Origin of the sequence: Bradyrhizobium sp. 62 (assembly GCF_023073035.1) — a bacterium.
Lineage (GTDB): Bacteria > Pseudomonadota > Alphaproteobacteria > Rhizobiales > Xanthobacteraceae > Bradyrhizobium.
Genome location: NZ_JADPIT010000002.1, coordinates 212,419 through 237,476 on the forward strand (window position 1 = coordinate 212,419; position 25,058 = coordinate 237,476).

Annotated in this window: 28 protein-coding genes; 8 read left to right on the forward strand and 20 right to left on the reverse strand. The window is 64.6% G+C overall.

What is annotated here, in order from left to right; genetic code table 11:
* The first annotated feature begins 12 nt into the window (after nucleotides 1–12).
* Nucleotides 13–837, forward strand: coding sequence for an SDR family NAD(P)-dependent oxidoreductase (locus IVB47_RS01080; RefSeq protein WP_018455609.1), 825 nt, complete (start codon nucleotides 13–15; stop codon nucleotides 835–837).
* 73 nt (nucleotides 838–910) lie between these two features.
* On the opposite strand, the gene IVB47_RS01085 is transcribed toward IVB47_RS01080, so the two are convergent.
* Nucleotides 911–1,984: a DUF2778 domain-containing protein gene (locus IVB47_RS01085; RefSeq protein ID WP_247362326.1), complete on the reverse strand. Its 1,074-nt coding sequence runs from the start codon at nucleotides 1,982–1,984 to the stop codon at nucleotides 911–913.
* Between the two features lie 655 nt (nucleotides 1,985–2,639).
* On the opposite strand from IVB47_RS01085, the gene IVB47_RS01090 reads away from it, so the two are divergent.
* On the forward strand, nucleotides 2,640–3,164 hold the full coding sequence (locus IVB47_RS01090; protein ID WP_247459406.1) for a FecR domain-containing protein: 525 nt from the start codon (nucleotides 2,640–2,642) through the stop codon (nucleotides 3,162–3,164).
* 76 nt (nucleotides 3,165–3,240) lie between these two features.
* Nucleotides 3,241–5,130 carry an adenylate/guanylate cyclase domain-containing protein gene (locus IVB47_RS01095; RefSeq protein ID WP_247459408.1) on the forward strand — a complete coding sequence of 630 codons (1,890 nt, stop codon included), beginning with the start codon at nucleotides 3,241–3,243 and terminating at the stop codon, nucleotides 5,128–5,130.
* Between the two features lie 26 nt (nucleotides 5,131–5,156).
* Here the strand turns inward: IVB47_RS01095 and IVB47_RS01100 are convergent, their stop codons facing one another.
* The 4 genes from IVB47_RS01100 to IVB47_RS01115 all read right to left on the reverse strand — a co-directional run bounded on the left by IVB47_RS01100 (nucleotide 5,157) and on the right by IVB47_RS01115 (nucleotide 8,746).
* Complete coding sequence (locus tag IVB47_RS01100; RefSeq protein WP_247459409.1) at nucleotides 5,157–6,659, reverse strand: glycosyltransferase family 39 protein; 1,503 nt, start codon at nucleotides 6,657–6,659, stop codon at nucleotides 5,157–5,159.
* 6 nt (nucleotides 6,660–6,665) lie between these two features.
* Nucleotides 6,666–7,799 carry a glycosyltransferase family 2 protein gene (locus IVB47_RS01105; RefSeq protein WP_247362336.1) on the reverse strand — a complete coding sequence of 378 codons (1,134 nt, stop codon included), beginning with the start codon at nucleotides 7,797–7,799 and terminating at the stop codon, nucleotides 6,666–6,668.
* A 274-nt stretch (nucleotides 7,800–8,073) separates the two neighbouring features.
* Nucleotides 8,074–8,277 carry a hypothetical protein gene (locus tag IVB47_RS01110; RefSeq protein WP_027518781.1) on the reverse strand — a complete coding sequence of 68 codons (204 nt, stop codon included), beginning with the start codon at nucleotides 8,275–8,277 and terminating at the stop codon, nucleotides 8,074–8,076.
* An 88-nt stretch (nucleotides 8,278–8,365) separates the two neighbouring features.
* Entirely contained in the window at nucleotides 8,366–8,746 is a 381-nt protein-coding gene (locus IVB47_RS01115) for a hypothetical protein (RefSeq protein ID WP_106944528.1), read from the reverse strand.
* A 117-nt stretch (nucleotides 8,747–8,863) separates the two neighbouring features.
* Between IVB47_RS01115 and IVB47_RS01120 the strand changes: the two genes are divergently transcribed.
* Both IVB47_RS01120 and IVB47_RS01125 read left to right on the forward strand, forming a co-directional pair.
* Nucleotides 8,864–9,685, forward strand: a complete 822-nt coding sequence (locus IVB47_RS01120) for a DUF72 domain-containing protein (protein WP_247287208.1) — start codon at nucleotides 8,864–8,866, stop codon at nucleotides 9,683–9,685.
* A 22-nt stretch (nucleotides 9,686–9,707) separates the two neighbouring features.
* On the forward strand, nucleotides 9,708–10,169 hold the full coding sequence (locus IVB47_RS01125) for a DUF488 domain-containing protein (RefSeq protein ID WP_247362341.1): 462 nt from the start codon (nucleotides 9,708–9,710) through the stop codon (nucleotides 10,167–10,169).
* Between the two features lie 33 nt (nucleotides 10,170–10,202).
* Here the strand turns inward: IVB47_RS01125 and IVB47_RS01130 are convergent, their stop codons facing one another.
* From IVB47_RS01130 to IVB47_RS01155, 6 genes are all read right to left on the reverse strand, one after another.
* Nucleotides 10,203–11,117, reverse strand: coding sequence for a PhzF family phenazine biosynthesis protein (locus tag IVB47_RS01130; protein WP_247459411.1), 915 nt, complete (start codon nucleotides 11,115–11,117; stop codon nucleotides 10,203–10,205).
* 250 nt (nucleotides 11,118–11,367) lie between these two features.
* A complete protein-coding gene (locus IVB47_RS01135; RefSeq protein ID WP_247459412.1) occupies nucleotides 11,368–12,675 on the reverse strand; it encodes an adenylate/guanylate cyclase domain-containing protein in 1,308 nt (435 codons plus the stop codon).
* Between the two features lie 30 nt (nucleotides 12,676–12,705).
* Nucleotides 12,706–13,869, reverse strand: a complete 1,164-nt coding sequence (locus tag IVB47_RS01140; protein WP_247459413.1) for an ABC transporter permease — start codon at nucleotides 13,867–13,869, stop codon at nucleotides 12,706–12,708.
* Nucleotides 13,866–14,798: an ABC transporter ATP-binding protein gene (locus IVB47_RS01145; RefSeq protein WP_027567721.1), complete on the reverse strand. Its 933-nt coding sequence runs from the start codon at nucleotides 14,796–14,798 to the stop codon at nucleotides 13,866–13,868. Before IVB47_RS01145 ends, IVB47_RS01140 begins: the two co-directional genes overlap by 4 nt.
* Entirely contained in the window at nucleotides 14,795–15,583 is a 789-nt protein-coding gene (locus IVB47_RS01150; RefSeq protein WP_247459414.1) for an efflux RND transporter periplasmic adaptor subunit, read from the reverse strand. Before IVB47_RS01150 ends, IVB47_RS01145 begins: the two co-directional genes overlap by 4 nt.
* Nucleotides 15,580–16,275: a TetR/AcrR family transcriptional regulator gene (locus IVB47_RS01155; RefSeq protein ID WP_247459415.1), complete on the reverse strand. Its 696-nt coding sequence runs from the start codon at nucleotides 16,273–16,275 to the stop codon at nucleotides 15,580–15,582. Before IVB47_RS01155 ends, IVB47_RS01150 begins: the two co-directional genes overlap by 4 nt.
* A 109-nt stretch (nucleotides 16,276–16,384) precedes the next feature.
* Here IVB47_RS01155 and IVB47_RS01160 point away from each other — a divergent pair, with 109 nt between their 5' ends.
* The 3 genes from IVB47_RS01160 to IVB47_RS01170 are packed head-to-tail and all read left to right on the forward strand — an operon-like array spanning nucleotide 16,385 to nucleotide 17,606.
* Nucleotides 16,385–16,720, forward strand: a complete 336-nt coding sequence (locus IVB47_RS01160; RefSeq protein ID WP_007611986.1) for a metalloregulator ArsR/SmtB family transcription factor — start codon at nucleotides 16,385–16,387, stop codon at nucleotides 16,718–16,720.
* Nucleotides 16,717–17,181: an SRPBCC domain-containing protein gene (locus IVB47_RS01165; RefSeq protein WP_027567718.1), complete on the forward strand. Its 465-nt coding sequence runs from the start codon at nucleotides 16,717–16,719 to the stop codon at nucleotides 17,179–17,181. The genes IVB47_RS01160 and IVB47_RS01165 overlap by 4 nt, the downstream gene beginning before the upstream one ends.
* Nucleotides 17,182–17,192: 11 nt before the next feature.
* Nucleotides 17,193–17,606, forward strand: a complete 414-nt coding sequence (locus IVB47_RS01170; RefSeq protein ID WP_247459416.1) for a GFA family protein — start codon at nucleotides 17,193–17,195, stop codon at nucleotides 17,604–17,606.
* A 41-nt stretch (nucleotides 17,607–17,647) separates the two neighbouring features.
* On the opposite strand, the gene IVB47_RS01175 is transcribed toward IVB47_RS01170, so the two are convergent.
* The 9 genes from IVB47_RS01175 to IVB47_RS01215 all read right to left on the reverse strand — a co-directional run bounded on the left by IVB47_RS01175 (nucleotide 17,648) and on the right by IVB47_RS01215 (nucleotide 24,967).
* A complete protein-coding gene (locus tag IVB47_RS01175; RefSeq protein WP_247362359.1) occupies nucleotides 17,648–18,058 on the reverse strand; it encodes a DUF2000 family protein in 411 nt (136 codons plus the stop codon).
* 63 nt (nucleotides 18,059–18,121) lie between these two features.
* Complete coding sequence (locus IVB47_RS01180) at nucleotides 18,122–18,511, reverse strand: DUF4189 domain-containing protein (protein WP_007611990.1); 390 nt, start codon at nucleotides 18,509–18,511, stop codon at nucleotides 18,122–18,124.
* Nucleotides 18,512–18,673: 162 nt separating this feature from the next.
* A complete protein-coding gene (locus IVB47_RS01185; RefSeq protein ID WP_247459417.1) occupies nucleotides 18,674–20,278 on the reverse strand; it encodes a molybdopterin-binding/glycosyltransferase family 2 protein in 1,605 nt (534 codons plus the stop codon).
* Complete coding sequence (locus tag IVB47_RS01190; protein WP_247362362.1) at nucleotides 20,275–20,976, reverse strand: XdhC family protein; 702 nt, start codon at nucleotides 20,974–20,976, stop codon at nucleotides 20,275–20,277. Before IVB47_RS01190 ends, IVB47_RS01185 begins: the two co-directional genes overlap by 4 nt.
* A 2-nt stretch (nucleotides 20,977–20,978) precedes the next feature.
* On the reverse strand, nucleotides 20,979–21,302 hold the full coding sequence (locus IVB47_RS01195) for an XdhC family protein (RefSeq protein ID WP_247362366.1): 324 nt from the start codon (nucleotides 21,300–21,302) through the stop codon (nucleotides 20,979–20,981).
* A 9-nt stretch (nucleotides 21,303–21,311) separates the two neighbouring features.
* The gene (locus tag IVB47_RS01200; RefSeq protein WP_247400335.1) at nucleotides 21,312–22,514 is read right to left on the reverse strand and encodes a VWA domain-containing protein; all 1,203 of its coding nucleotides are present in this window, start codon (nucleotides 22,512–22,514) and stop codon (nucleotides 21,312–21,314) included.
* Nucleotides 22,515–22,643: 129 nt separating this feature from the next.
* Nucleotides 22,644–23,579: a MoxR family ATPase gene (locus IVB47_RS01205; RefSeq protein ID WP_247287225.1), complete on the reverse strand. Its 936-nt coding sequence runs from the start codon at nucleotides 23,577–23,579 to the stop codon at nucleotides 22,644–22,646.
* A 62-nt stretch (nucleotides 23,580–23,641) separates the two neighbouring features.
* Nucleotides 23,642–24,448, reverse strand: a complete 807-nt coding sequence (locus IVB47_RS01210; protein WP_027567711.1) for a xanthine dehydrogenase family protein subunit M — start codon at nucleotides 24,446–24,448, stop codon at nucleotides 23,642–23,644.
* A 33-nt stretch (nucleotides 24,449–24,481) separates the two neighbouring features.
* On the reverse strand, nucleotides 24,482–24,967 hold the full coding sequence (locus IVB47_RS01215) for a (2Fe-2S)-binding protein (RefSeq protein ID WP_007602418.1): 486 nt from the start codon (nucleotides 24,965–24,967) through the stop codon (nucleotides 24,482–24,484).
* Between the last annotated feature and the right edge of the window lie 91 nt (nucleotides 24,968–25,058).

Genomic DNA, 25,058 nt, shown 5'->3' on the forward strand with positions numbered 1-25,058 from the left:
AGGAACAAGATCATGACATCGCATGACACCAACAAGCTTCTGGCAGGCAAAGTTGCGCTGGTGACCGGCGCGGGACGCGGGCTCGGCCGCGCTTTTGCAGAGAAGCTTGCCGCGCTTGGCGCTGACGTCGCCATCCACGGCATGCGTGAGAACGGGCCGGCCGAGTATGGCGAGGGCACCACCCTCACCGCGGTCGCCGTCGAGATCGGCCGCGAATTCGGCGTCCGCAGCCAGCGCGTGCTCGGCGATCTCACCAAGGGCGAGGACATCGCACGCGTCATCGCGGAGACCGAAGCGGCACTCGGCCCGATCGACATTCTCGTGCACAATGCCGGCGGCGATATCGCGGCCGGCGGCGGCAAGCCCGATCCGAACGATGCGGTGAATATCAAGGAGGCCGATGTGCGCGCGGTGCTGGAGCGCAATCTGCTCTCCACCATCCTGACATGCCAGGCGGTCGCGCGCGGCATGATGGAGCGCCGACGCGGCCGCATCGTCACGCTTGGCTCGGTCGCCGCTTTCAAGGGACGTACCCAGGGCTCGATCTATGCGGTGTCGAAGGCCGGTGTGACCCACTACACGCGATGCCTGGCCGACCAGCTCCGCCCCTACGATGTCGCCGTCAACTGCATCGCGCCCGGAGATACCCGCACTGGCCGCTTCCTCGGAACGCGCGCAGTCGACCCCGACAGAATGGTCGAGACCGGCACGCTCGACCGGATCGCTACCGTCGACGAGGTCGCGCGCGTGGTCGAATTCTTCGCAGGGCCCATGGGCGCCTTCGTTTCCGGTCAGGTGCTGCGGATCGACGGCGGCGGGCAGTGCTGGCCGGGCTAAAACGTCCTCGCGAAGCGAAACAGAAAAGGGCCGCTGCAAGCGGCCCTTTTGCGTGATCTCGAATTGACGGAAGTTAGTCCACCCGCGCCAGCACCGCGAGCTTGCGGATGCCTTTGTTGCGGTAGGCGTCGAGGAACGCGTAATAATCCTTGAACGACACGCAGCCGTTGGAATCGCCGTTGGGCCCGAGCATGAAGGTGTGCGCGAGCAGGCCGTCGCGGCCGTAGATCGCACTCTCACCGCCAATCGGGGTCAGGCGCAGCGCAGGCACGCCGTGAAACAGTGCCTCGCGCGGCTTCAGCGTGTAGATGTGCGGCGGCGTCACGCCGCGCATGCGGACGCGCGAGGAGCGTGGGTCGTCGAGGTTGGAGCCGAGGCCGGAATGCGCCTCGAGCTTGGTGCCGTCGGGCAAGTAAACGGTTTTAGCGGAGATGTCGTAGACCGCGGTGTCACGCTCATAGGGCGCCGAACCGCCGAGCATGGGGTTCTGCTCCCTCGGCGCGATGGACGCGGTCACGCTGGCGTCGGCCGAGGCATAGGCGAGCAGCCCACCGGACGGCTCGCGCTTGCCCCAGAGCTTTTCCACCATCGACTGGCGCGGTCCGGTGATCGACATCACCGCAGCCTTTGCGCGATCGGCAATCGATTTTGGCTTCGCCTCAGGCGCCGGCACGATCTCGGCCGGATCTGCCGAGGCAAGCTGCACCGGCGCGTCAGCGCCGCGCTTGGACTTCGCAGCGTCAGCGATCTTGGCCGGACCCGGCTTCAGGACTTCCGCGACCCTCGCGATCACGCTCGGCTTCGGCGCGTCCTTGGCTTCGGCGACCTTGGTTGCGGGCGCGGCGCTGGCCGCATTCGATGTCACGCCTTGGGTCGCAGCCGCGGCAAAGCGATCGTTGAACATCTCGCGCGAGATCGGCGCTGCGACCTGCAAGCGGTCGGGCAAGAGCGCAAAGGCGTCCTTGACGGCCTCCCCGGCCTCGCGCAACGCGACCCTGGGCGCCCGCTTGATCACGGGCTCGTCGTAGCCGTTGCTGCCAACGGTCGGATATACGCTCGCGGCAAAGATGTTGCTGTAGATGGTCCAGCCGGCGCCAAGCACGACGCAGCCGATTACGGCGGCGCCAAGCACGTTTTGCGTGGTCATTTTCCGGGAAGGCTTCCGATAAGAAGTGCTCGAGAATCCTTTGGACTTTCGTGCCGCGATGCCTTGCGCAGCGATACTCGTACTCATTCGCCTTGCGTCCAGAACGGTGTCACTCAGTCCCCCTTCGAAGCGCCGCTGGTCACGATCCGGGAACAGCATCTCGCAGAGGGTCGGAGCGTCATTAAGGCCACTTTTAGTTAAATGCGGATTAAGTTCGGGCGGATGTGGGGCAACCCGTTCGGGTGTCCCATTTCGAGAAAAAAGCCCGCAGAATTACGGACTTAAGCGCGTCTGTTAACTATGATTCTCGGCGGGATTTAGCGTTGCCGGCAACCGTCTCCGGCCGCATCTCTAAGGCCATCCAACCAAGTCGTTTTCGTGGTCTTCAATACCCGGAAGATAACGGGGAAACGTTGCGCGAGGCTGGTGCGCACAGCCCCCTCTCGTCCGTAGCCGCAGCGCGGTTATCAGCAGCCACATCACAGACCGCGCGCGCGAGCCGGTGCCCTGACCGAAAGTTGATTGCACCGCACTGGAAAAGGCCGCAGCGAGAAAATAGCTACGGCAACCGGCACTTTTCAGCAGCCTCTGCGTGTGATACGGTACCGTATCAAGATCGCCTTGAACTGTGCCGAGCACGCAAACGGAGGCTGGCATGAGAGAGTTCGTGCGCGCAGGGTTTTTCGCTCTGGCGGGGTCGTTTCTGTTGATCGGACATGCGATTGCACAGCCTGCTGCCAATGTGGGCTGCACGGCGGCGCCGTCTGCTGCCGGTACGCAGACCTGGCGCTGCGACAACGGCATCACGATCGTTGCCGAAAGCGGTGCCAGATTTGAACTTAAGGACGCTAACCGCGACGGACATATAGACTCCGTGGAGTTGAGCAGCAAAGCGCTGCTGGTCGAGGTGCCCAAGAAGCCCGGCGGCAATCCCTTCAAGGTCCTGACGCCGCAGGCGATCGCCGCGGTGCGCGGCACGAAATGGGCGGTCGATGTGGCGGAGGCCAAGACCTCCGTCTTCGTGGCTGACGGCCGTGTCGGCGTGAGCCGCAGGAGCGGCGGGCGCGGCGTGGTATTGGGCCGCGGCCAAGGCGTCGACGTGGAAGCGACAGGCCCATTGACGGTCAAGACATGGGGCCAGCCGCGCGTCGACGCATTGATGGCAAGACTTGGTCAATAGGGCCAGGCCAATAAGTTCGAGTCAGCTGGGCTCGGCCAACAGCATTTGGACGATAGAGAAATTGCAACACGACCACATGAGTAGCCGACGCGTTCAGATCCTGGTGGCACTCGTCCTCACCGCACTGTGGGGCGCGGGCATCTATGCCGGGCACGCCAACGGTCATCTGCGCTTTCTCGACCGCCTCGAGGCGACGCTGACGGACTGGCGGACGCAGGTCCGTGGCGTGCGGGTTCCGCCCGATCTCATCACCATCGTAGCGATCGACGACACCGTCGTGAAGCGCGGCGGCAGCTACCCGCTGCCGCGCGCCGATCTCGCCCGCGTCGTCGACACCATCGTGCAGTTCAAGCCGAAGGTCGTCGCGATCGACCTGCTGCTGGTCGACCGCAGCGCTGCGATCGGCGACGCCACGCTGGCAAATACGCTGGCTACCGGTCCCATCGTTCTTGCCGCCGCGGCGATCTTCCCGTCCGCCAGCGAGACCGTGGAGACCAGCGGCCAAGGCCCCCTCGCCGCCCTGCCGCAGGCCGAGCGCTTCCTGCTGCCCTTGCCGGCGTTCGCCGATCATGCCGAGGTCGGCGTCGTCAATGTTGCGACCGGCCAGTCTGGCTCACCGCTCTCGGTGCCGATGCTATTTCGGACCAGCGACAAGGTCGAGCTGTCCTTTCCGTTGCGGGTCGCGGCGCGCGCGCTCGACAAGTCGCTGACGATCGCGCCGGACCATCTGATGCTCGGCGACCGCGCGGTGCCCACCGATACCGACTTCGCGCTACCGATCACCTATTACGGCCCGCGCCGGACCATCCGCACCGTCAGCGCACAGAGCATCTTCGACGGCACGTTAAGTCGCGCGGCGATCGAGAACCGGATCGTCGTGATCGGGGCCTCGGTCGCCGGCGGCGGTGATTTTTACCCAACACCGTTCGATTCCCTGATGCCCGGCGTCGAAGTGGTCTCCACCGCGATCACCCATCTCGTCGCCGGCGACAGCATCGTGCGCGACCGCAAGGTCCACATCGCCGACGCGCTCATCGCGATCCTGTTGCCGATGCTGCTGGTAGGTCTGCTCGCCTGGCGGCGCAGCGCGCTTGGCATCGTTGCCGCGGCCGCGGTGATGATCGCCTGGGCCAGCTTCAATTTGTTCGCGTTCACACATGGCGTCTGGCTGAACGCCGCGACCACGCTCGCCGCAGCAGTGCCGCCGGTTGCGATCTTTGCCGGCGTGCAATTGTGGGCGGGAGGCCGCCGCACGCAATATTTCGCCGCCAAGAGCCGGTCGCTCGCGCAATTCCAGGCGCCGGCCGTGCAGGAGTGGCTGGCGCGCGATCCGAATTTCCTGTCGACACCCGTCCGGCAGGACGCAGCAATGGTCTTCATCGATCTCTCCGGCTTCACGGCGCTGAGCGAGCGGATCGATCCGGGCGAACTCCAGGACATTCTGAAGGCGTTTCACGCGCTGATCGAGAAGACCGCCGTCGATTGCGGTGGCATGATCAGCGGCTTTCTCGGCGACGGCGCCATGATCCTGTTCGGCCTGCCCGGCGCAATGCCCGACGACGCCGCACGCGCACTGAAATGCGCGATCGACTTGCATCGCGGCGTCGAACGCTGGATCGCGTCACTGCCGTCTGCGATCGGGCACCAGCTCGGCTTCAAGATCGGCGCGCATTTCGGCCCGATCGTCGCCTCGCGCCTCGGCGAGAGCCATCAGCACATCACGGCGACGGGCGACACCGTCAACGTCGCGAGCCGGTTGATGGAGGTTGCCGTCCAGAACGGCGCGCGGCTCGCGTTCAGCGATACGCTGCTGGATGCGGCCGACTTCCAGGGCGCTCCCGACGGCATTCTGTCGGGCCCCCTGCTCACGCAGGTCCGCGGCCGCTCCGGCGTCGTGACCGTCTGGTTCTGGCGCGACCAGGACAGGCCGAACCAGGCCGCGACCAAGGCCGAGATGATCGACTGAACCTTCGCCATCGTCCCGACGAAGAGCTACCGCGCTTCCGGCGGCGGCGAGCGATCCAGCACGTCGCCCTTGGCGCCTTCGAGCAGATCGATGCTGTAAGTCTCGATCACGAGCGAGCCGCGCTTGCGCTGCAATTGCGCGACCTGCGTCACCTTGGCAAAGAGGTCGTGGACCGCCGGATGGCCGTCAGCTCGCAGCTCGTCGACATAGATCAGCTTGCCCGCAAGCAGCTTTGGATCCGGCTCGGGCATGTTGGCCCAGCGGATGCGCTGGTTCTGCTGCGCCACGCAGCTGCCGCGCGGCAGATAGAAGGCGAGCCAGCCCGTCGTGCCGTAGTCCGGCGCAAGCACGCAGGTCGCGCCATTGCGGGCGCGCACCGCTTCGATTTCGGCAGCGAGTTCGCGCCAGCCGACGCCGACGCTGCGCACGGTCGCATCGCGGCGATAGCCGGACAGCCAGCCGGTATTGGCCTGCACGATCAGCGCGGCAAACATCACGATGCCGGTGGGTGCGGCCCAGCGCAGGCAGAAGTCCACCAGCCGGCGCTGGCGCGGCTTCCACTGCACGAGATTGGCAGCGGCCGCCGCCGCGATGACGAAAGGCGGATAGACCGGCGCGAACCAGTTGGCCTCGACGCGGGCATGCAGCGAATGCCAGACGAAATAGGCGACGATGGTCCAGAACATCGTCTCGATCAGCACGCGCGAGGCCAGCGCGCCGGCCCGACGCCAGGTCAGCGCGTGCAGCCCCATCGCGCCGAGGATGAACACCAGCGGGGTTGCGAACGCGATCTGGGTCGGGATCAGCTCGGCAATGAAGACCGGACGAAAATCCTCGATCCTGGCGCGCCCGAGCTGCTTTGCGAACGAGACCCATTGATGATCGGAATTCCAGAGGATCACCGGCGAGAACAGCGCGAGCGCAACGAAACCGCCGAGATACGGCCAGGGCGAGAGAAACCAGTGCCGCAGTTTCGGCACGGCCGCGATCCAGATCAGGATCGCCAGCCCAAAGAACATCGCGGTGTATTTCGACAGGAGCGCCGCGCCGACGGCTGCGCCGACCGCGAGCCACCAGACGCCGCGGCCGCTCTCCAGCACTTTGGCGAGAAAGAACAGCACGAAGCTGGAGGCAACCAGAAGTGGCGCATCGGGCGTGACGATCAGCGTGCCGACCGAGGCCAGCAGCGTCACGTTGAGCAGGATGGCGCTGGTCGCCGCCACCCGCGCGCCGCCGAACAGGATCGCGGCGGAGCGATAGATCGCGTAGCTCATCGGCAGCGCGAGCAGGATCGAGACCAGGCGGACGCCGAGTTCGGTGTCGCCGGCGATCAGGGTGCCGGCGCGGATGACGTAGGCAACCATCGGCGGGTGGTCGTAGTACCCCCCGGCGAGGTTCTGCGACCACATCCAGTAATAGGCTTCATCGAAGGTGATCGGCGTGAAGGCGGCTGCGACGAGCCGCAAGCCGACCAGCGCAAGGATCACCAGCGCCGTATTGCGGACGATCCGCGCGTCAGCCCCGCCCATCGTGAGCTATTTCTTGCGCCAGACGAACAGTCCGGACATCGCGTAGTTCCACACCACGCCCATCAGCGCCCCGGCCGCACCCGCAAGCCACCAGATCGGCTCCTGGTCGTAGACCGAGAAGGCGACGCCGACATTGGCGAGCAGGCCGACGCTACACACGATGTAGAACGCGATCAGGCCGCGCAGCAGCGCAAAGCCCTTCAGCCGCTGGTCGCGATAGGTGAGGAAGTTGTTGAGGACGAAATTGCTGGTCATCGCGACGATGGCGCCGGAGGCCTGCGCTTCCGCGAACGGCTCCTTGAACAGCTCGAGCGATATGAACAGGGTGGTGAGATGCACCACGAGGCCGATCCCGCCGACCATCGCGAACAGCAGGAAGCGCAACGAGACAGCGTCGTTGGTGAACTTTGCCAGCACCAGGCCGAGAAAATCCAGCGCGACCATAGAATCGAGCTTGCTTTCGCCGTGCTGGCGCTCACCGAACGTGTAGGGAATTTCGATGGCGCGCAAGCTGCCGTTCGCGCTCGCGACGAGGTCGAGCAGGATCTTGAAGCCGTGCACGGAAAGTTTCGGCGCCAGCTGCTCGAAACGGTCGCGGCGAACCATGAAGAAGCCGCTCATGGGATCGGCGATCTCGACCCGCAGCGCTTTCCTGGCGAGTTCCGTTGCCAGCGCGCTGGCGCCGGCGCGCTGCTTGTTGAAGCCTTCGCTCTTGTAGCCCTCGATGTAGCGGCTGCCGACCACGAGCTCGGCCTGCCCGCTCGCAAGCAGCGACAGCATCTTCGGCAGTTGCGTCTCGTCGTGCTGAAGATCGGCGTCGATCACGGCCGCATAGGGCGCGCTGGAGGCCAGGATGCCCTCGATGCAGGCCCCCGACAGGCCGCGGCGGCCGATGCGGCGGACACAGCGCACGCGGCTGTCGCGCTGGGCCAGCGCGCGCACGACGTCCCAAGTGCCATCAGGCGAATTGTCGTCGACGAACACGACTTCCCAGGCGATGCCGGCCAGCGCGGCCTCCAGCCGCCGGTAAAGCACCGCGACATTGTCGCGTTCGTTGAAGGTCGGGACGACGACCGACAATTCCGGCGCCGGCGAAGCCGCCTTTTGGGTGTCGGAGCCCGGTCTGATCGCTTCATTCATGACGGCAGCGTATATCCGCCGCGTCCCGTGCTGCCAAGAACTTGTGCTGCCACGAACTTGCGCTCGCAAGCCGGGGTTTCTCTGGGGAGCGGCCCAAAAGGGGCCCAAAAATGCCAACGACCCCGGAACGGCGGGCCGCGCGTACATCCGGCGCAGCCTGTGCTATTCCAAGGTCGTTCCAGCGCCGGAGTTTTTCGCTCAACGTCGCCGTTATAAGCTAAATGGGAACGGCAACGCCGCTTTACAAGGGGCGAAAGAGGCCCTTTTCACGCCCTTATTGGTTCGGGACTTCCTTGATCACCGGCCCTCGCGGCACGGGCGCGGCAGGGGCCGCCGGCGCCGTAACGGCGGCCGGGTCGACTTTCGCGGGCCTGGGCGGCTTGCCGTATTGGCCGATCGGCCCGAAGACGACGGCCACCGCAAGCACGATCGCCGCGACGATCGCGCCCAAAATGCCCCCCACCGACTCAGACGACATGGAAACTCATCCCTGTTCCAGATGCGCTCAATAATACCATGGATGAGCGCGCCGCAGGAAGGGCTTGCCGGAGGCACCGGTCCATGGGCTATTTCTGCGGCGGCTTGTGCTTGACGAAGGCCGTCACGATGTCCTTTTGCGCCGCCTCCACCGCCCTGTTCGCGGTCGCGAGATGCGCGCCGGCATCAATATCGGGATATTGCGTGGTGAGATAATCGAGCAGTGCCACCCGGTAGTATTGTCGCTCCGACGGACAGGCTCCGGCGACGGAGCGGCCAAAATCCTGTTCCGACAGGCCCTGATTGCCGTCGCGCGAATATTCCCGCGCCAGGCAATGCCAATAATCGTCGCGGCCCTGCATGGCGAGCTTCTGCGCACCCTTGGCATCGTCATCGTCGGCCATAACTGAAGATATCATGGCAGCAGATGTCATCATAACGAGCGCCGCTCCCACCATCAGCATCCGCATCTTGTTCTCCTTTTTTCGCAGATCCCGTCGCGAGCTTAGACGGGACGTCGCAACTGGCCAATCACAACTCGTTTGATTAGGATGGAGGCCCCTCCTCCCGTCATCCGAGATCCTCCCGTGGCCAAAGCAAAAACCGCGTCTAAAAAATCAGGCAACATCTTTATCGGCATCGGCGGCTGGACCTTCGAGCCTTGGCGCGGCGTGTTCTATCCGGAGAAGCTGACGCAAGCCAAGGAGCTGTCCTACGCCGCCTCGAAACTGACCTCGATCGAGATCAACGGCACCTATTACGGCTCGCAGAAACCGGAGAGCTTTCGCAAATGGGCGAGCGAGGTGCCTGATGGTTTCGTGTTCTCGGTCAAGGGGCCGCGCTTCGCCACCAACCGGCGCGTGCTGGCCGAGGCTGGGGATTCCATCAAACGTTTCTATGATTCCGGCGTGCTGGAACTCGGCGATCATCTTGGGCCGGTGCTGTGGCAGTTCGCGCCGACCAAAAAATTCGACGGCGCCGATTTCGGCAAATTCCTCGAGCTGTTGCCGCGCAAGCTCGACGGACGCGCCCTGCGCCACGTCGTCGAGGTCCGTCACGACAGTTTCTGCGCGCCGGACTTCGTCGCGCTGATCCGCGAATTCGAGACGCCCGTCGTCTTCGCCGAGCACGGCAAATATCCCGCGATCGCCGACGTCGCCGGCGATTTCGTCTATGCCCGGCTGCAGAAGGGCAATGACGAGATCAAGACATGCTATCCGCCGAAGCAGCTCGATGCCTGGGCAAAGCGCTTTCAGCACTGGGCCGAGGGAAGTGAACCCGACGACCTGCCGAAGGTCGACAAGGCCAAGCCGAAGAAGGAGCCGCGCGACGTGTTCGCCTATGTCATCCACGAGGGCAAGGTGCGCGCGCCGGCCGGCGCCATGGAGCTGATCGCGCGGGTGAGCTGACGTGTTTCGCTAAAGGTGTCTCATGGCAAAGGCAAAAAAGCTCTTCACCATCGGCTATGAGCAGACGCCGCCCAAGGCAGTGCTCGACGAGCTGGAGCAATCCGGCGTCAAGCTCGTCGTCGACGTGCGCGCGGTGACGTCATCGCGCCGGCCCGGCTTTTCCAAGAGGCAGCTCGCCGCAGGCCTCGATGAACGCGGCATCGCCTATGTCCATCTGGCAGCGCTCGGAACGCCCAAGGAAGGCCGCCTCGCCGCCCGCAGCGGGCAATACGATGTGCTGGAGAAGGTTTTCTCAAAGCACCTGAAGACGCCGGAGGCCAGGGAGCAGATGGACGAGCTCTCGGCGCTGGTGAAGAAAGCAGGTCCCGTCTGTCTGCTTTGCTACGAGCGCGATCACACCCACTGCCACCGCCAGATGATCGCTGAGATCATCGAAGAGCGCGATGGAGTGGCAGTGAAGAATCTGGCGGGACGGCAGGCCTGAACGACTCTCTCCGTCATGGCCGGGAATAGAGAGCTACCCCTCCCCCGCGAGCCGGAACGTGCCTTCCATCATCTGCACACAGCTGCCGCCGACATGAGCGGAGACGATGTTGCCGTCCTGCTTGCGCACGCGCGTCAGCAAGAGGCTCGGCCGCCCCATGTCAAAACCCTGGCCGACCGTGAGCTTCAACTCGCCGTCGCGGACAGGATCGAGATCGGCGAACAGCGCGGCGGCCGCGACCGTTGCGCTGCCGGTGGCGGGGTCTTCGGCGAGGCCGCCGGCGCCGCGCATGAACATCCGCGCCTGCCGCTCGCAAGGCGCCTCCGCCGCGGGCACATCGCGCGTATAGAACCACGCCGCGAACGCGCCGTCGCACGGAAATACCTTGCCGAAGGCCGCCGCGTCGGACTTCGCCCGTTTGAGCGCATCGCGCGAGTGCACCTCAATCACCAGAAACGGCGTTCCAACGCTGACGACCTGTGGAGCGTGACGGTCGACCCTAATGTCGTCTGCACTGAGTGAGATGCAGCTCGCGGCATCAGCGGCAGACAACTGCGACAGGCGGGTCAGAGGCTGCGGCGCGGTGAGCTCGGTGCTGATTACCCGCCCCTGCTCTCGCGAGATATCGACCGGCACCAGCCCCGCCTTCTCCTCGAACCGCAGACGCGGTTTCGGCTCCTTCGCGATCGAGGCCAGCACGAAGGCGGTGCCGACATTGGGATGGCCAGCGAAAGGAAGCTCCCTGACAGGCGTGAAGATGCGCACCTCTGCATCATTCGCCTTGTCACGCGGCGGCAACACGAAGGTCGTCTCGGAATAGTTGAACTCGGTCGCGATCGCCTGCATTTGCGTGGTCGACAACCCGCCGGCATCGAGTACCACGGCGAGCTGGTTGCCGCCGAAGGCGCGGTCGGTGAACACGTCGACGGTGATGTAGCGGCGCTGCATCTTCATTTCCCTTACGCAATCGCAGCCGCAATCGGCCGCGTCGCCGGCACTCTACAAGCCGGCAACATCGTCCGTCATTCCCCAAAATTGAGTGCAATCGGAGCAATCGCGGTGACGCGTTGGAGGCCGAGAAGCGGCTTCCACAATGCAAGCCCCAAAAGCTGGCAGAGATATTTCATCACGCGCCTTCAACGAACCCGACCCGCTTCAGCGAAGCGCGACTCACATTTGAAAGCGCAGGAAGCGGCCCTCACCCCAGTTGAAACACCGCCACCTTCTGTTCGTAACCGCGCACCTCGACCTCCCCAAGCGAGACCGCATCGTCGCAGTCCTTGCCAAGTGCCTCGCGAACGGCCGCCGAGATCAAGAGCTGCGAGCCGAACTCCTTGTTCAGCGCCTCCAGCCGTGAGGCGAAGTTCACGGTGTCTCCGATGACGGTGTATTCCTTGCGCCGGGGCGAGCCGATATTGCCGGCGACGACCTCGCCGAAATGGATACCGATGCCGATCTTGAGTGGCCAGCTCGTCTGCGCGTTGATGCGCTCCATCGCGGTTAGCATCTCGCGGCCCGCGGCGACCGCGCGGTGCGCGGCGTCGGAAGTCTCCAGCGGCGCACCGAACAGGGCGAGAAAGCCGTCGCCCAAAAACTTGTTCACGATGCCACCCTCGCGGTCGAGAATGTCGACCAGGACGGCGAAGGCGCCGTCGAGCCGGTCGACCACCTCCTGCGGGGTTCGCGAGTGCGCGCCCGCGGTGAAGCCGCGAAAATCGACGAACATCACGGCAACGCGGCGGAGGTCGCCGGCGGCGCTCGTCCCCGCCGCCATCAGCCGCTCCACCACCTGCGGCGAAACGTGCTGGCCGAACAGGTTGGTCACCCGGTCGCGCGCGGTCGCTGCGGCAATGCTCGCGGCGAACTGGCGGCGGAGCTGCGCACCGACCGCGCCGGCAAGCACGCCGCAGATCAGGATGATGGTGCTTCGTACCGCGTGGAAATAGATCTGCGGCTCGCCGCTCCCGCTGGCGGGATCGAAGATCAGCGCCACAGTGAGCAACTCACCCGCAGCGACGAAGCCGGTGAAGGTGGACAGCCAGAAGTCCAGCCGCAGGGTCGAAAGGATGACGAAAATGAAATAGATCAGCGGCACGACGAAGCCGAGCGCTTGGCTCGCGCCCATGCTGCGAATCTGCAGGATCAGGATGACGGTTGGCAGCGAGGTCTCGATCAGCGCACCGATATAGCGCCGGATCACCGGCAGATCGCGGTCGAGCTTGAGGTTTCGCCTGATCTGGCTGTGGACCCAGACCTCGAACAGGATGAAGCCGGTCAGGAGACCATAGACCTCGGCAAGCCCCTCGGTGCCCCGCCAGACCCGCTGCACCACGGAGGAATCGACAAGATAGATCGCAGTGAGAAACACGACGATGACGCAGCCCGTCGTGATCAGCGCCCTCACCCGCACGAGCTCGGTGCGCAGCACTTCGCGCGTCAGCTCGCGCTCGAAGTCTTCGGAGACCACGGCATGCTGCCGGGCCTTCCTGCTCGCAAAACTGACCATTCCGCCCCCTTGATTCCGGGGCATCTTGCCTCAATCCAGCGTGCGGCGGAAGCGCGTCACGGCGATGGTCATGGCGAGCAGCATCAGGACCGCCAGCGCCAGCGCGTCGAAATGCAAATTTTGCATGCTCGCGCCCTTCAGCATGATGGCGCGGACGATGCGCAAATAATGCGTCAGCGGCAAGCACTCGCCGACATATTGCGCCCAGGCCGGCATCCCGGCAAACGGGAACATGAAGCCGGACAGCAAGATGCTCGGCAGGAAGAACATCATCGACATCTGCATCGCCTGGAGCTGGTTCTGCACCAGCGTCGAGATCGTATACCCGATCGCCAGGTTGGTCGTGATGAACAGCGTCGAGAGCAGCGCCAGCAGGAACAGATTGCCGAGCACCGGCACGCCGAACAGGCCGACCCCGATGCCGATGATGAGGAACGCCTGCACGAACCCGACCAGCACGTACGGGATGATCTTGCCGAACATCACCTCGACCGGCCTGATCGGCATCGACAGCAGGCTCTCCATCGTGCCGCGCTCGACCTCGCGCGTGACCGAGAGCGCGGTGAAGATCAGCATGGTCATGGTGAGGATGGTGCCGACGAGGCCCGGCACGATGTTGAGGCTCGACGCGGCGGCGGGGTTGTAGCGGGCATGCGCGCGGATCTCGAACGGCATCTCCGGGGGATCTCCGATGTAGAGATCGTGCTTGAGTGCGGTCTGCACGACCATGCCGAGCGAGCCGATCGCCGCACTCGCTGCAACGGGATCGGTCGCGTCGGCCGCGACCAGCAGCGCCGGTCTGTCGCCGCGCCGTACCGCCCGCTCGAAGCCGCGCGGGATCTCGACGCCGAACAGAACCTTGCCTGACTTCAGGAGATTGTCGAAGTCATCGACGTCGTGCACTTCGTAGAGAAAGTGGAAATAGGCGGTGTTCTCCAGCGCCTTCAGGATCGAGCGGGCGAGATCGGAGTCTTCCTGGAGCAACACCGCGCTCGGCAGATTGTGCGGCGTGGTGTTGATGGCATAGCCGAACAGGAGCAGCTGCATCACCGGCAGCATCACGATCATTGCAAACGACACCCGGTCGCGCCTGAGCTGGATGAACTCCTTGATCAGCATCGCATAGGAGCGCCTCCAGAAGCCGAAGCGCTCCCGGATCGCGTGCTGGGGTTCGGGACGATCGACCGCGCTCATTGGAAATTGTCCTTGGAACGACTCATCAATTCGATGAACACGTCTTCCAGTGAAGGCGATGATTTGTGCCAATGCAGCCCGCTTTTCTCGCGCCACGGCGCGATGCTGGCCTCGAGCGCGGCGACGTCGCGGCCGGAGACGTGCAGCGACGTGCCGAACGGCGCCACCATGTCGATCCCGGGCTTGCCGGTGAGCGCAGCCGTAAGCTCGTTCAGGTCCTCGCCCGTCACGGTGTAGGTCGTCAGCGCGGATTTCGCGATTACCTCGTCCACGGTGCCGTGCACGAGCAGATGGCCATAGGCGATATAAGCAATCTCGTGACAGCGCTCGGCCTCGTCCATGTAGTGTGTCGAGACCAGCACGGTGAGACCGTCGGCCGCCAGTGCATGAATCTCGTTCCAGAAATCGCGCCGCGCCTTCGGGTCGACGCCGGCGGTCGGCTCGTCCAGCAGCAGCAGTTTAGGACTGGGCAATGTGCAGGCGCCCAACGCCAGCCGCTGCTTCCAGCCGCCGGAGAGCTCGCCCGCGAGCTGCTCCTCGCGGCCCGAGAGCCCCAGCCGCTTGATCATGTCGCGCGCGGCGCCGCGTGCATCGCGAAGGCCGTATAGGCGCGCGACGAATTCGAGGTTTTCGCGGACTGAGAGATCCTGATAGAGGCTGAAGCGCTGGGTCATGTAACCGACCTGGCGCTTGATCTTTTCGGCATCGCGCCTGATGTCGTAGCCGAGGCAGGTGCCCTCGCCGCTGTCGGGCGTGAGCAGGCCGCAGAGGATGCGGATCGTCGTCGTCTTGCCCGAGCCGTTCGGGCCGAGGAAGCCGTAGATCGAACCCCGCTTCACCTGCATCGACAAATCGTGCACGACCTCGCGGCCGCCGAACGACTTGCTCAGGCCCTTGACGTCGATCGCAATGCCATTGCCGCCGTTCATCGCTTGTCCGCCACGGGGGTTTTTGGATTGAGATGGACGTCGATAGGTTGTCCGACACGCAGCGCATCGGGGCGCGACGGCCGCGCCTGGATCAGGTAGACGAGCTTGTTGCGCTCCTCGAGGCTGTAGATGACAGGCGGGGTGTATTCGGCCGAAGTCGCGATGAAGTAGATCTTTGCTGTGAGATCGGCGGCGCAACTGTCGCACGCGATCCGCACCGTGTCGCCGATCGCAAGCTTCGGCAGCTCGGTCTCCGGCACGAAGAAACGCAGCTTCATGTTGCCGGGAGGCATGATCGAGAGCACGGGCCGCTGCGCTGCCACCATCTCGCCCTCGCGAAAATAGATCTGCTGGATGGTACCGGCCACGGGCGCAAAGCCCTTGCGCCGCGCCATCCGCGTCTCCGAGGTCGCCACCCGCGCCTCGGCGACGCGCAAGGCAGAGACGGCCGAGTCGAGATTGGCCTGCGTGCCCGAGCCGGTCTTGCTCAGCGAGGCCGCGCGGTCATAGGTCTGCTGCGCGTTGGCAAGCGTCGCCTTGTTCAGGTTGAGATCGGCAAGCTGGAGATCGTCGTCGACTGAATAGAGGTGATCTCCGACCTTGACCTCGTCGCCCTCGCGGATGTTCAGCTTCGTCACCCGGCCCGCCTCGTCCGGGCTGACGAAGATCATGTCGGCCTCGACCCAGCCCTGGAAGCCGGGCTCACGCTTGTCCTTGCAGCCAGCAAGCCCGGTTGCGAGGACCGCGACTGATGCGAATATAAAAATTGCTCGCAACGACCTCATGCCGTGCTCCGTTCGCCAAAAATCAAATCGAGATGGACGCGCAGCATGTCCTGCGCGTCGAGCGGCGCGTGCCGCGCAAACAGGCTCTGCCAGATCACCGCGATCATCGCGGGTGCGACCAGGATCTGCGGGTAATGCGCCAGGTTCTTCTGGCGGATCTCGCCGCGGGCAATGCCGAGCTCGATCAGGGCGCGCATGGCGGCCATCCCGCGCGAGACGACCTCGCGGTAGTAGAAATCGGCCACGGACGGAAAGCGCGGTCCCTCGGCCACGATCAGGCGCACGAGATCACCGCGTCTGGTGCCGATCACCTCCTTGAGGAAGTTGCTGGCAAACGTCTCGACGAGATCACGCACCGAGCCCGCCGGCGGCGGCAATGCTGTCAACCGCGTCACCACAGGGACGATCACGGTCCGCACCAGCTCCTCGAACATGGATTCCTTGTCCTTGAAGTGCAGGTAGATGGTGCCCTTGGCGACACCCGCGCGCTTCGCGATGTCGTCGAGCCGCGTCGCGGCAAAGCCGCGCGCGATGAATTCCTCCATCGCGGCCTCCACGATCGCGGCACGCCGTTCCGCCGCGCGCGTGGCGCGGCTCGACGCGGGTGCCGCGTCGTTGCCAGCGCGTGCAGAGGCCTTTGCGCTGGCGCGATCTGTGGACGGAGCGGCGGGTTTGGTCGGCTTCTTGGTCATTCTGATTACATGACTGACTGGTCAGTCACAGTCAAGACAGGATTACAGACCCAACCAGGCCAATAAATTAGCCTGGACTAATTCATTAGTTGATACTAATCTAATTCCCATGATCGAAGCCGCCCCAAATCCCGTCACCACCGTGATGCGCGCCCTCGCCGATCCGACCCGGCGCGCGGTGTTCGAGCGCGTCTTCGAGAGCAAGGAGATCAGCGTCGCCGAGCTCACGCGCGGAAGCGGCGTGACGCAAGGCGCGATCTCGCAACACTTGAAGTCCCTCAAGCAGGCCGGCCTCGTCGCCGAGCGTGCCGAGGGCCGCAACGTCTATTACCGTGCCGCGCCGCAAGGCCTCGAACCGCTGGTCTCCTGGATGGACCATTACGGCGTGTTCTGGCGCGAGCGCTTCCAGAACCTGCGTGACCTCTTGAAGGAGATCGATCCGTGAGTGCTCTTGAATTGAAAGCCGAGACAAAAGACATCGTCCTCGACGAGGTGCTCCCTCACGCGCCAGAGACGATCTGGAAGGCGCTGACCAGCGCCCAGCTCATCGCGCGCTGGCTGATGCCGCCGACCGGTTTCGAGGCCGTCGAAGGCAACACTTTCACCTACCAGACCACGCCGGGTGGCGCCTGGGATGGCGTCATCCATTGTCGCGTCCTTGAAGTCATGCCGAACCGGCGCCTCGTCTACGCCTGGAAGGGCGGCGATGAGCGCAACACCGGCTACGGCGCGCCGCTCGACACTGTCGTGACGTGGTCCCTCACCCCGGTGGAGGCCGGCACGCGGATCCGTCTGGTTCATGCGGGCTTCGTCATACCCAGGAACCAGTCGGCCTACACGGGCATGAGCGGCGGCTGGAAGAAGGTCGTCCGCCAGCTCGACGAGATCAGCGGCGAAGATAAGTAAGGAGTTATCGCATGACCAAGCCCTTTACCGGCGGCTGCGCCTGCGGCGCGATCCGCTATTCGATCGCCAGTGAGCCCCTGTTCAGCAATCACTGCCAATGCCGGGACTGCCAGCGCGAAAGCGGCAGCGGGCACGGCTCTTACGTAACCTTCGCGCGCGCCGGCGTCACGCTTACCGGCGAGGCGACGCATTGGGACATGGTCGCCAACAGCGGCAACGTGAAGACGCGCGGTTTCTGCACGCAGTGCGGCGTGCCTGTGTACATGACCTTCGCGGCACAGCCCGACGTCTTTACGATCCGCGCCGCAAGCCTCGACGAGCCCGCCCGCTACAAGCCGCAGGCGGTCACTTTCGCCGCGCGCGGACATGACTGGGATCGTCTTGACCCGGACCTGCCGAAATTCGCTGGCATGCCGCCGGGGTAAGGCATCGCAAGTGGAAGCGCGCAAGACCGCGCGCATTCACGTCAACTATGAAACTTCAGCCCATCAACGATCTTGTCGATCACCTTGCGCTCGGCGCGCATCGCAAGTCCAACGAGGTTGAGGTCAGGGCGCGCCACTGCCCTCACCGCCTCGCGATTGGCGGCATCATGCGTGGTCTTGAACATGTCCTCGGTGTAGACCGCCGGCTTGACGCTGCGCGTCAGGGCCCGATCGAGCGCGCGCGTCAATGCGGGACCGTCGGCGCCATAGATCAGGATCGGCTGTCCGATCAGCGCGTGATATTTCGTGCCCGACGCGTCCTCATAGGGCTCGCCGATGCAGTCGGGAAACGCAGCCGCGATGCCGCTGGTCAGGAACGAGGCAACGTTGAGCTTCTGCCAGGGCTGAAGATCAGTGCGGATCACAACGGCGATTTTAGTGTCGAATTGCATTGAATTCCCCAACTGTCATTCCGGACTCGATGCTACGCAACATCGGAATGACGGCAACAGGAATCAACCCTTTGCGTCGCAGGCCCAGGCGCGGATCACGCATTCCTTGCCGCCGTATTTGTAACATTCGCGCGTCGCGGCATTGAGCGTGGCCGAGATCTTCGGCTTGACGGCATAGCCATAGGCGCCGCAGGGATTGGACAGATCGACCGACATCGCGGCGCAAGCGCGCTTCATCGTCACGGTCGTGCAATCGCCCTTGCACTGCTTCTGCGCCGCCGCACGCGCTTCGTGCTCGGCGCCATAATCAAACGCTTGGCCATAGGCGCCGCACTTGCCGACCGCAAATGCACCGGCGGCGTGCGCATCGGTGATATGGCGAGCGCCCGCGACGCAGACGGACAGCGCAAAGAAAAACATCGCGCAACGGCGCGCGACGACGTTCGAAGCCATGGAAAAACCCCTCCCCCCAAGGCAGGTGAAGTGGACTGTAAGCGCCGGTCGTTTCCAGATGGTGAACGGGGCGTTGAAATTGAGGCGTGCCACCAATTTCAGATCGCAGTCTGGGGAATGGTGGGCATGGCGCTACGCGCCTTTGCCCACCATACCGCAGCGTCACCCGCGTCTTGCCGCTTCCAACGCCTGCGGCGTGTCGATGTCGAGGAAGGCGCTCTCGCCGTCGACCGGCACTTCGGCGACCGCCTCGGTGTGCTTGGCGATCAGATGGCGCGCGCCGACATCGCCATCGAGCGTCATCAACTCCGTGAAGAAGCGGCGCGACCACAGCACGGGATTGCCGCGCCGGCCTTCGCTGACGGGCACGACGATGAGATTGCCGCGGTCCGGTGCGAACGCGTCGATGAGACGGTCGATCAGGCCGGCATTGATCAGCGGCATGTCGCCGAGGCAGACCACAGCGCCGTCGCAAGCTTCTGGAACGGCCGCGATACCGGCCTTGACCGAGCTTGCGATGCCGCCGGCAAAATCCGGATTTTTGACGAAACGCACCTTCAGGCCTTGCAAGGCTTGCTCGATCAGCTCGGTCTGATGGCCGGTGACGACGATGACCTCCGATGCTTTCGAGACCAGCGCCTGCTCGGTCGCAATCCGCACCAGCTTCTTGCCGTCGAGCTCGGCCAGTAGCTTGTTCGGCCCACCCATCCGGGTCGAACGGCCCGCCGCGAGCACGATAACCGCGACCTGGTTGTTGCCCTCGATCTCCGGTTTTGCGCGCGGCTGCGGACGCGTGACGATCTCCATCAGGAGGCCGCCGACGCCCATGCCCATCAGCTCGGACCGCGTCACCTTGATGCCGGCCAGCAGCCGCATCAGCACCCAGTCAAAGCCGTTCTCGACCGGCGAGCGCGCGCAGCCGGGCGCACCCAGCACAGGAACGGCGCCGGCCCGGGCAATCAGCAAAAGATTGCCGGGATCGACCGGCATGCCGAAATGCTCGATCTCGCCGCCGACGGCGGTCACGGCCGCAGGGATCACGTCGCGGCGATCGGCGATCGCGGATGCCCCGAACACGATCACGAGCTCGGCGCCAAGTTCCAGCAGTTCGTTGATCGCAGCCGACAGCGCCTGCTCCTCATGGGGGACCCGCCGCTCGGCGATGATGCCAGCGCCGGCTGGCGCAAGCCGCTCGGCGGTGACGCGCAACGTCTTGTCGATCACCTTGGAGGACAGGCCGGGCAACAGCGTCGAGACCACGCCGACACGCTTGATGACGTAAGGCGCGATCTTCAGAACGTCGCGACCCGCGGCCTTCACCGCGGCATCACGCAAGTTTCCTTCGACGCCGAACGGAATGATCTTGACGGTGCCGACCATCTCGCCCTCGACCACCGGCTTGAAGGCGGAGAGCGTGGCAAAGGTAATGGCCTCGTCGATATTGTTGATGCGGTCCACTGCGGCGCGATCGATCACCAGCACGCCCGGGCGCGCGGCGAACAGATTGGCTCGACCGGTAAAGGCACGCTCGACATGAATGCCATCGCCACCGACGGCGAGCGCGATGCTGGCGGCAGCGACGTCCTCGGAGACATCGCCCGCCTCCATCCGCACCACCACAATGTCCTTGATGCCGGCGCGCTCCAGCGCCTCGACCTCGGCAGGCCCGATCGTCGTGCCCTTCTTCAGCACCAGCGGTCCCTGGCGCAGGGTGTGGACGGTCACCCCGCCGATCGCATCCCTGGGACTCGCCGGGCCGAATTTCATGCGGCTTCTTCTTTTTCTTTGGGCGGCAGGCGAAGCACCGCCGTGATCTCGGCCATGATCGACACCGCGATCTCGGACGGCGAGACCGCGCCGATCGCAAGCCCGATGGGCGCATGGATGCGCGCGATGTCGTTGTCCTTGGCGCCCTGCGCCCGCAGCCGGTCGCCGCGTTTGGCATGCGTCTTCCGCGAGCCGAGCGCGCCGATATAGAAGCAGTTGCGCTCGAAAGCGTGCAGCAGCGCGGGATCGTCGATCTTTGGATCGTGCGTCACCGCGACGAAAGCGGTGTAGGCATCGACGTTGAGTGGCGGCAGCGCCGTGTCGGGCCATTCCGCGACCAAGGGAACGTCTGGGAAGCGCTCGGGGCTCGCAAAGGCCGTGCGCGGATCGACCACGGTGACGTCGTAGCCGAGCGAGCGCGCCAGCGGCGCCAGCGCCTGACTGATATGGACAGCGCCGACGATGACGAGCTTTGCGGTCGGCGCATAAACGTTGAGGAAGAGCTTCTTGCCGCCGGCCTCGACACTGGCGCTTTTGCCCATGCGAAGCTGCTTGTCGAGTTCAGCGCCCAAGGGATCCTTGGCGAAATCCTTGGCTTTCACAAGGCGCTGCTCGCCGCTCTCGGTGTCCGTCACCAGGATCACCGGGCGGCGCGCGGCGCGCTCGGCATTGAGTTCGTGCAGGATTGCGAGCTTCACGGCTAGCCGACCTTCTCGACGAAGACGCGGATGGTGCCGCCGCAGGACAGCCCGACATTCCAGGCAGCCTCGTCGGCAACGCCAAACTCCAGCATCCTGGGCTTGCCGCTCTGGATCACATCCATGGCCTCCGTGACCACGGCGCCCTCGACGCAACCGCCGGAGACGGACCCCAGGAACGTGCCCTCGTCGTTGATGACGAGGCTCGAGCCCGCCGGGCGCGGTGCCGAGCCCCAGGTCTCCACCACGGTGGCGAGCGCGACGCCACGGCCGGCCTTCTGCCAGTCCTCCGCCGCCTTCAGAATATCCTCGTCGCGATCGAGCATGGCTACCTCTCAGGCTGCGGAGCGGATCAAGCTGCGGTGATGCGGCGGCAGCGGCCGGGAGAGCGTGGTGATCAGCTCCTGGATCGAGCTCAAATTATGTACCGGACGGAATTCGTCAACGTGCGGCAGCATCATTTTGATGCCCTGGGCCTTGGCCTCGAAGCCGCCAAACCGCAGCAGCGGGTTGAGCCAGATCAGCCGCCGGCAGGAACGGTGCAGCCGGTCCATCTCGAAGGCGAGCTTGGAATCGGCCTCCCGCTCCAGCCCGTCGGAGATCAGCAGCACGATGGCGCCCTGGCTCAGCACGCGCCGCGCCCACAATTTGTTGAAATTGTGCAGGGAGGCCGAGATCCGCGTGCCGCCGGCCCAGTCCTCCACCGAGGCCGAGCAGCTCGCCAGCGCCTCGTCGGGATCGCGCTGGCGCAGCGCCCGGGTCACGTTGGTGAGGCGGGTGCCGAACAGGAAGACCGAGACACGTTTTCGCGCGTCCCCTATGGCATGCAGGAAATGCAGGAACAGGCGGGTGTACTCGCTCATCGAACCCGAGATGTCGAGCAGCGCGACGATCGGCGCCGGTTTCTCGATCCGCCCGAGGCGATGGATGTCGATGATGTCGCCGCCCGTGCGTAACGAGGCGCGCAGCGTTCGGCGGAGATCGAGGCGCAGGCCCCGGGGATCGGGCCGGTGCCGGCGCGTCAGAAGCTCGGCCTGCGGCAACCGCATCCGCTCGACGGCGCGGAGCGCTTCGGTGATCTCGGCCGCGCTCATCTGCGCAAAATCCTTTTTCTGAAGGATTTCCTTGTCCGAGACCGACAGACGCAAATCCTGCTCCTGGTGCTGCGGCGTCTCCGTCATGCGCGGCTGCGACATCGCCTCCTGCACACGGCGCGAGCCGGCCTGCGGCTTCTTCTTGGCCTGCTCCGGCAACGGCACCGAATCCAGCATGTGCTTCCACTCTTCCGACGCGCGGAAGAACAGGTTGAAAGCCTGTTTGAAGATCAGCGCATGCTCGTGGCGCTTGACGAAGATCGCCTCCAACGTGGTGAAGACGTCGGCGCGGTTGCCGATGTCGATCACCTGGAGCGCGCTCATGGCATCGATGACCGCACCCGGCCCGACCGGCATGCCCGCCAAACGCAGCGCGCGGGCAAAGCCGACGATGTTGTCGGCGAACTGCTCGGTCTGCTCAGGCGCAAGGTGGTTGATGGCCATGGTTCATCACTCTCAGCCGTCGTTCCGGGGCGCGCCCTCATGGGCGCGAGTCGGGAATCCATTCAATCTACTCACTCTGCGGCCCAATGGGATTTCGGGTTCGCGCTTCGCGCGCCCCGGAATGACAAGTTAGTCGCTCGTCGCGTCCTTCAGTACCTTCTGCAAGGTGTCGCCCTGCATCCGCGTGATGTCGTCCTGGTATTTGAGCAGCGCGCCCAGCGTGTCGCCGACCACTTGCGGGGTCAGCGAGCGGGCGTCGAGCTCCGACAGCGCGGTGGCCCAATCGATGGTCTCGGCGACGCCCGGCGACTTGTAGAAATCCTGATTGCGCAGTGCCTGGACGAAGCGCACGACCTGCTGCGACAATTTTGCGGAGATGCCGGGCACGCGCGACTTGACGATCGCGAGCTCGCGGTCGGCGTCGGGATAATCGACCCAGTGGTAGAGACAACGCCGCTTCAGCGCGTCGTGGATCTCGCGGGTGCGGTTGGAGGTGATGATGACGATCGGCGGGCTCGGCGCCTTCACGGTGCCGAATTCGGGGATCGTCACCTGGAAGTCGCTGAGGATTTCGAGCAGATAGGCCTCGAACGCCTCGTCGGCGCGGTCGAGCTCGTCGATCAGCAGCACCGGCGGCCCGGCGACGTCAGGCTCGAGCGCCTGGAGCAGCGGTCGCTTGATCATGTAGCGATCGGCGAAAATGTCGGACGACAATTGATCGCGATCGGTATCTCCGGCGGCCTCGGCCATCCGGATCGCGATCATCTGCGCGGCGCTATTCCACTCGTAGACCGCCGAGGAGACGTCGAGGCCTTCGTAACACTGCAGGCGGATTAGCTTCCGCCCCAGGGCCGCCGACAGCACTTTTGCGATCTCGGTCTTGCCGACGCCGGCCTCACCTTCGAGAAACAGCGGCCGGCCCATGCGCAGCGACAGATAGGTCACCGTCGCCAGCGATCGCTCGGCGAGATAGCCGCGCGACGTCAGGAGTTCGAGCATCGAATCGACCGATGCCGGCAATACAACTGAAGTATTGGCACCGGACGTATTGGCCGCTGAGGTCATGAAAAAGCCAGTCTCGCTACGCCCTCACCGGGGACAAGTTTGGGCCGAGGCGTGAGGATCACTCACTCCTTGGCGTTGGCGGCGTCGAGGGCACGCCGCGTCAGCACACCGATGAGGTGCGCGCGGTATTCGGCACTGCCATGGATGTCGCTGTTGAGGCCGTCCGCCGGCACCTCGATGCCGTCAAGCGCTTTCGCGGCGAAGCGCTTCTTCAGGGCTTCCTCGAACGCGGTGACACGGAATACGCCTTCGGAGCCGGCGCCGGTGACCGCGACCCGCACGTCGGAGGGACGCCGCGCCACGAACACGCCGACCAGCGCGTAACGCGAGGCCTGGTTGCGGAATTTGATATAGGCCGCCTTCTTCGGCAGCGGGAACATCACCTTGGTGATGATCTCGTCGGCTTCGAGCGCCGTCGTGAACAGGCCCTGGAAAAACTCCTCCGCCTTGAGGCGGCGCTTGTTCGTGACGATGGTGGCGCCGAGCGCGAGCACTGCAGCCGGATAGTCCGCCGTCGGGTCGTTGTTGGCGAGTGAGCCGCCGATCGTGCCCTTGTGGCGCACGGCGGGATCGCCGATCTGGCTGGCAAGATTCGCGAGCGCCGGGATCGCCTCGCCGACGATGGCCGAGCTTGCGACCTCGGCATGCCTGGCGGTGGCGCCGATCACAAGCGCGCGGCCCTTCATCTCGATCGTGTTGAGCCCATCGATATGGGAGAGGTCGACCAGATGCGGCGGGCTGGCGAGGCGCTGCTTCATGACGGGAATCAGCGTATGGCCGCCGGCGATCACCTTGGCGTCTTCGTTCTTGACCAGGATGTTGGCGGCCTGCCGAACGGTCCCGGGGCGATGATATTTGAAGTCGTACATCTGAATGTCCTGATCGCAGAGTGCGCGCGAGGTTTACGCGAGATCGGATTTCGCCATCGCCTTGGCGCCGGCGGAGATCGAGGTGACGATGTTCTGGTAGCCGGTGCACCGGCAGAGATTGCCTTCCAGCTCCTCGCGGATGGTGTGGTCGTCGAGCTCGTTGCCCTTGCGATGGACGATGTCGATCGCGGTCATGATCATGCCGGGCGTGCAGAAGCCGCACTGCAGGCCATGGTGTTCGCGGAAGGCCTCCTGCATCGGATGCAGCGGCGCGCCGTCGGCGGCCAGCCCCTCGATCGTCTTGACCTCGTGGCCATCGGCCATGACGGCGAGCGTGGTACAGGACTTCACGGCCTTGCCGTCCAGATGCACGACGCAGGCGCCGCACTGCGAGGTGTCGCAGCCGACATGGGTGCCGGTGAGCCGCAGATTCTCGCGCAGGAACTGCACCAGCAGGGTGCGGGGATCGACATTGGCCGTAACAGGATTGCCGTTCACGATGAGGGAGATTTTTGCCATAAGCACTCTCTATCAGCGCCCCGACGGGTCCCGTCGAAGCGGTTCTTATAATTATTCCAACCCATCATATGGGCCATTATGCCCCGGGGCA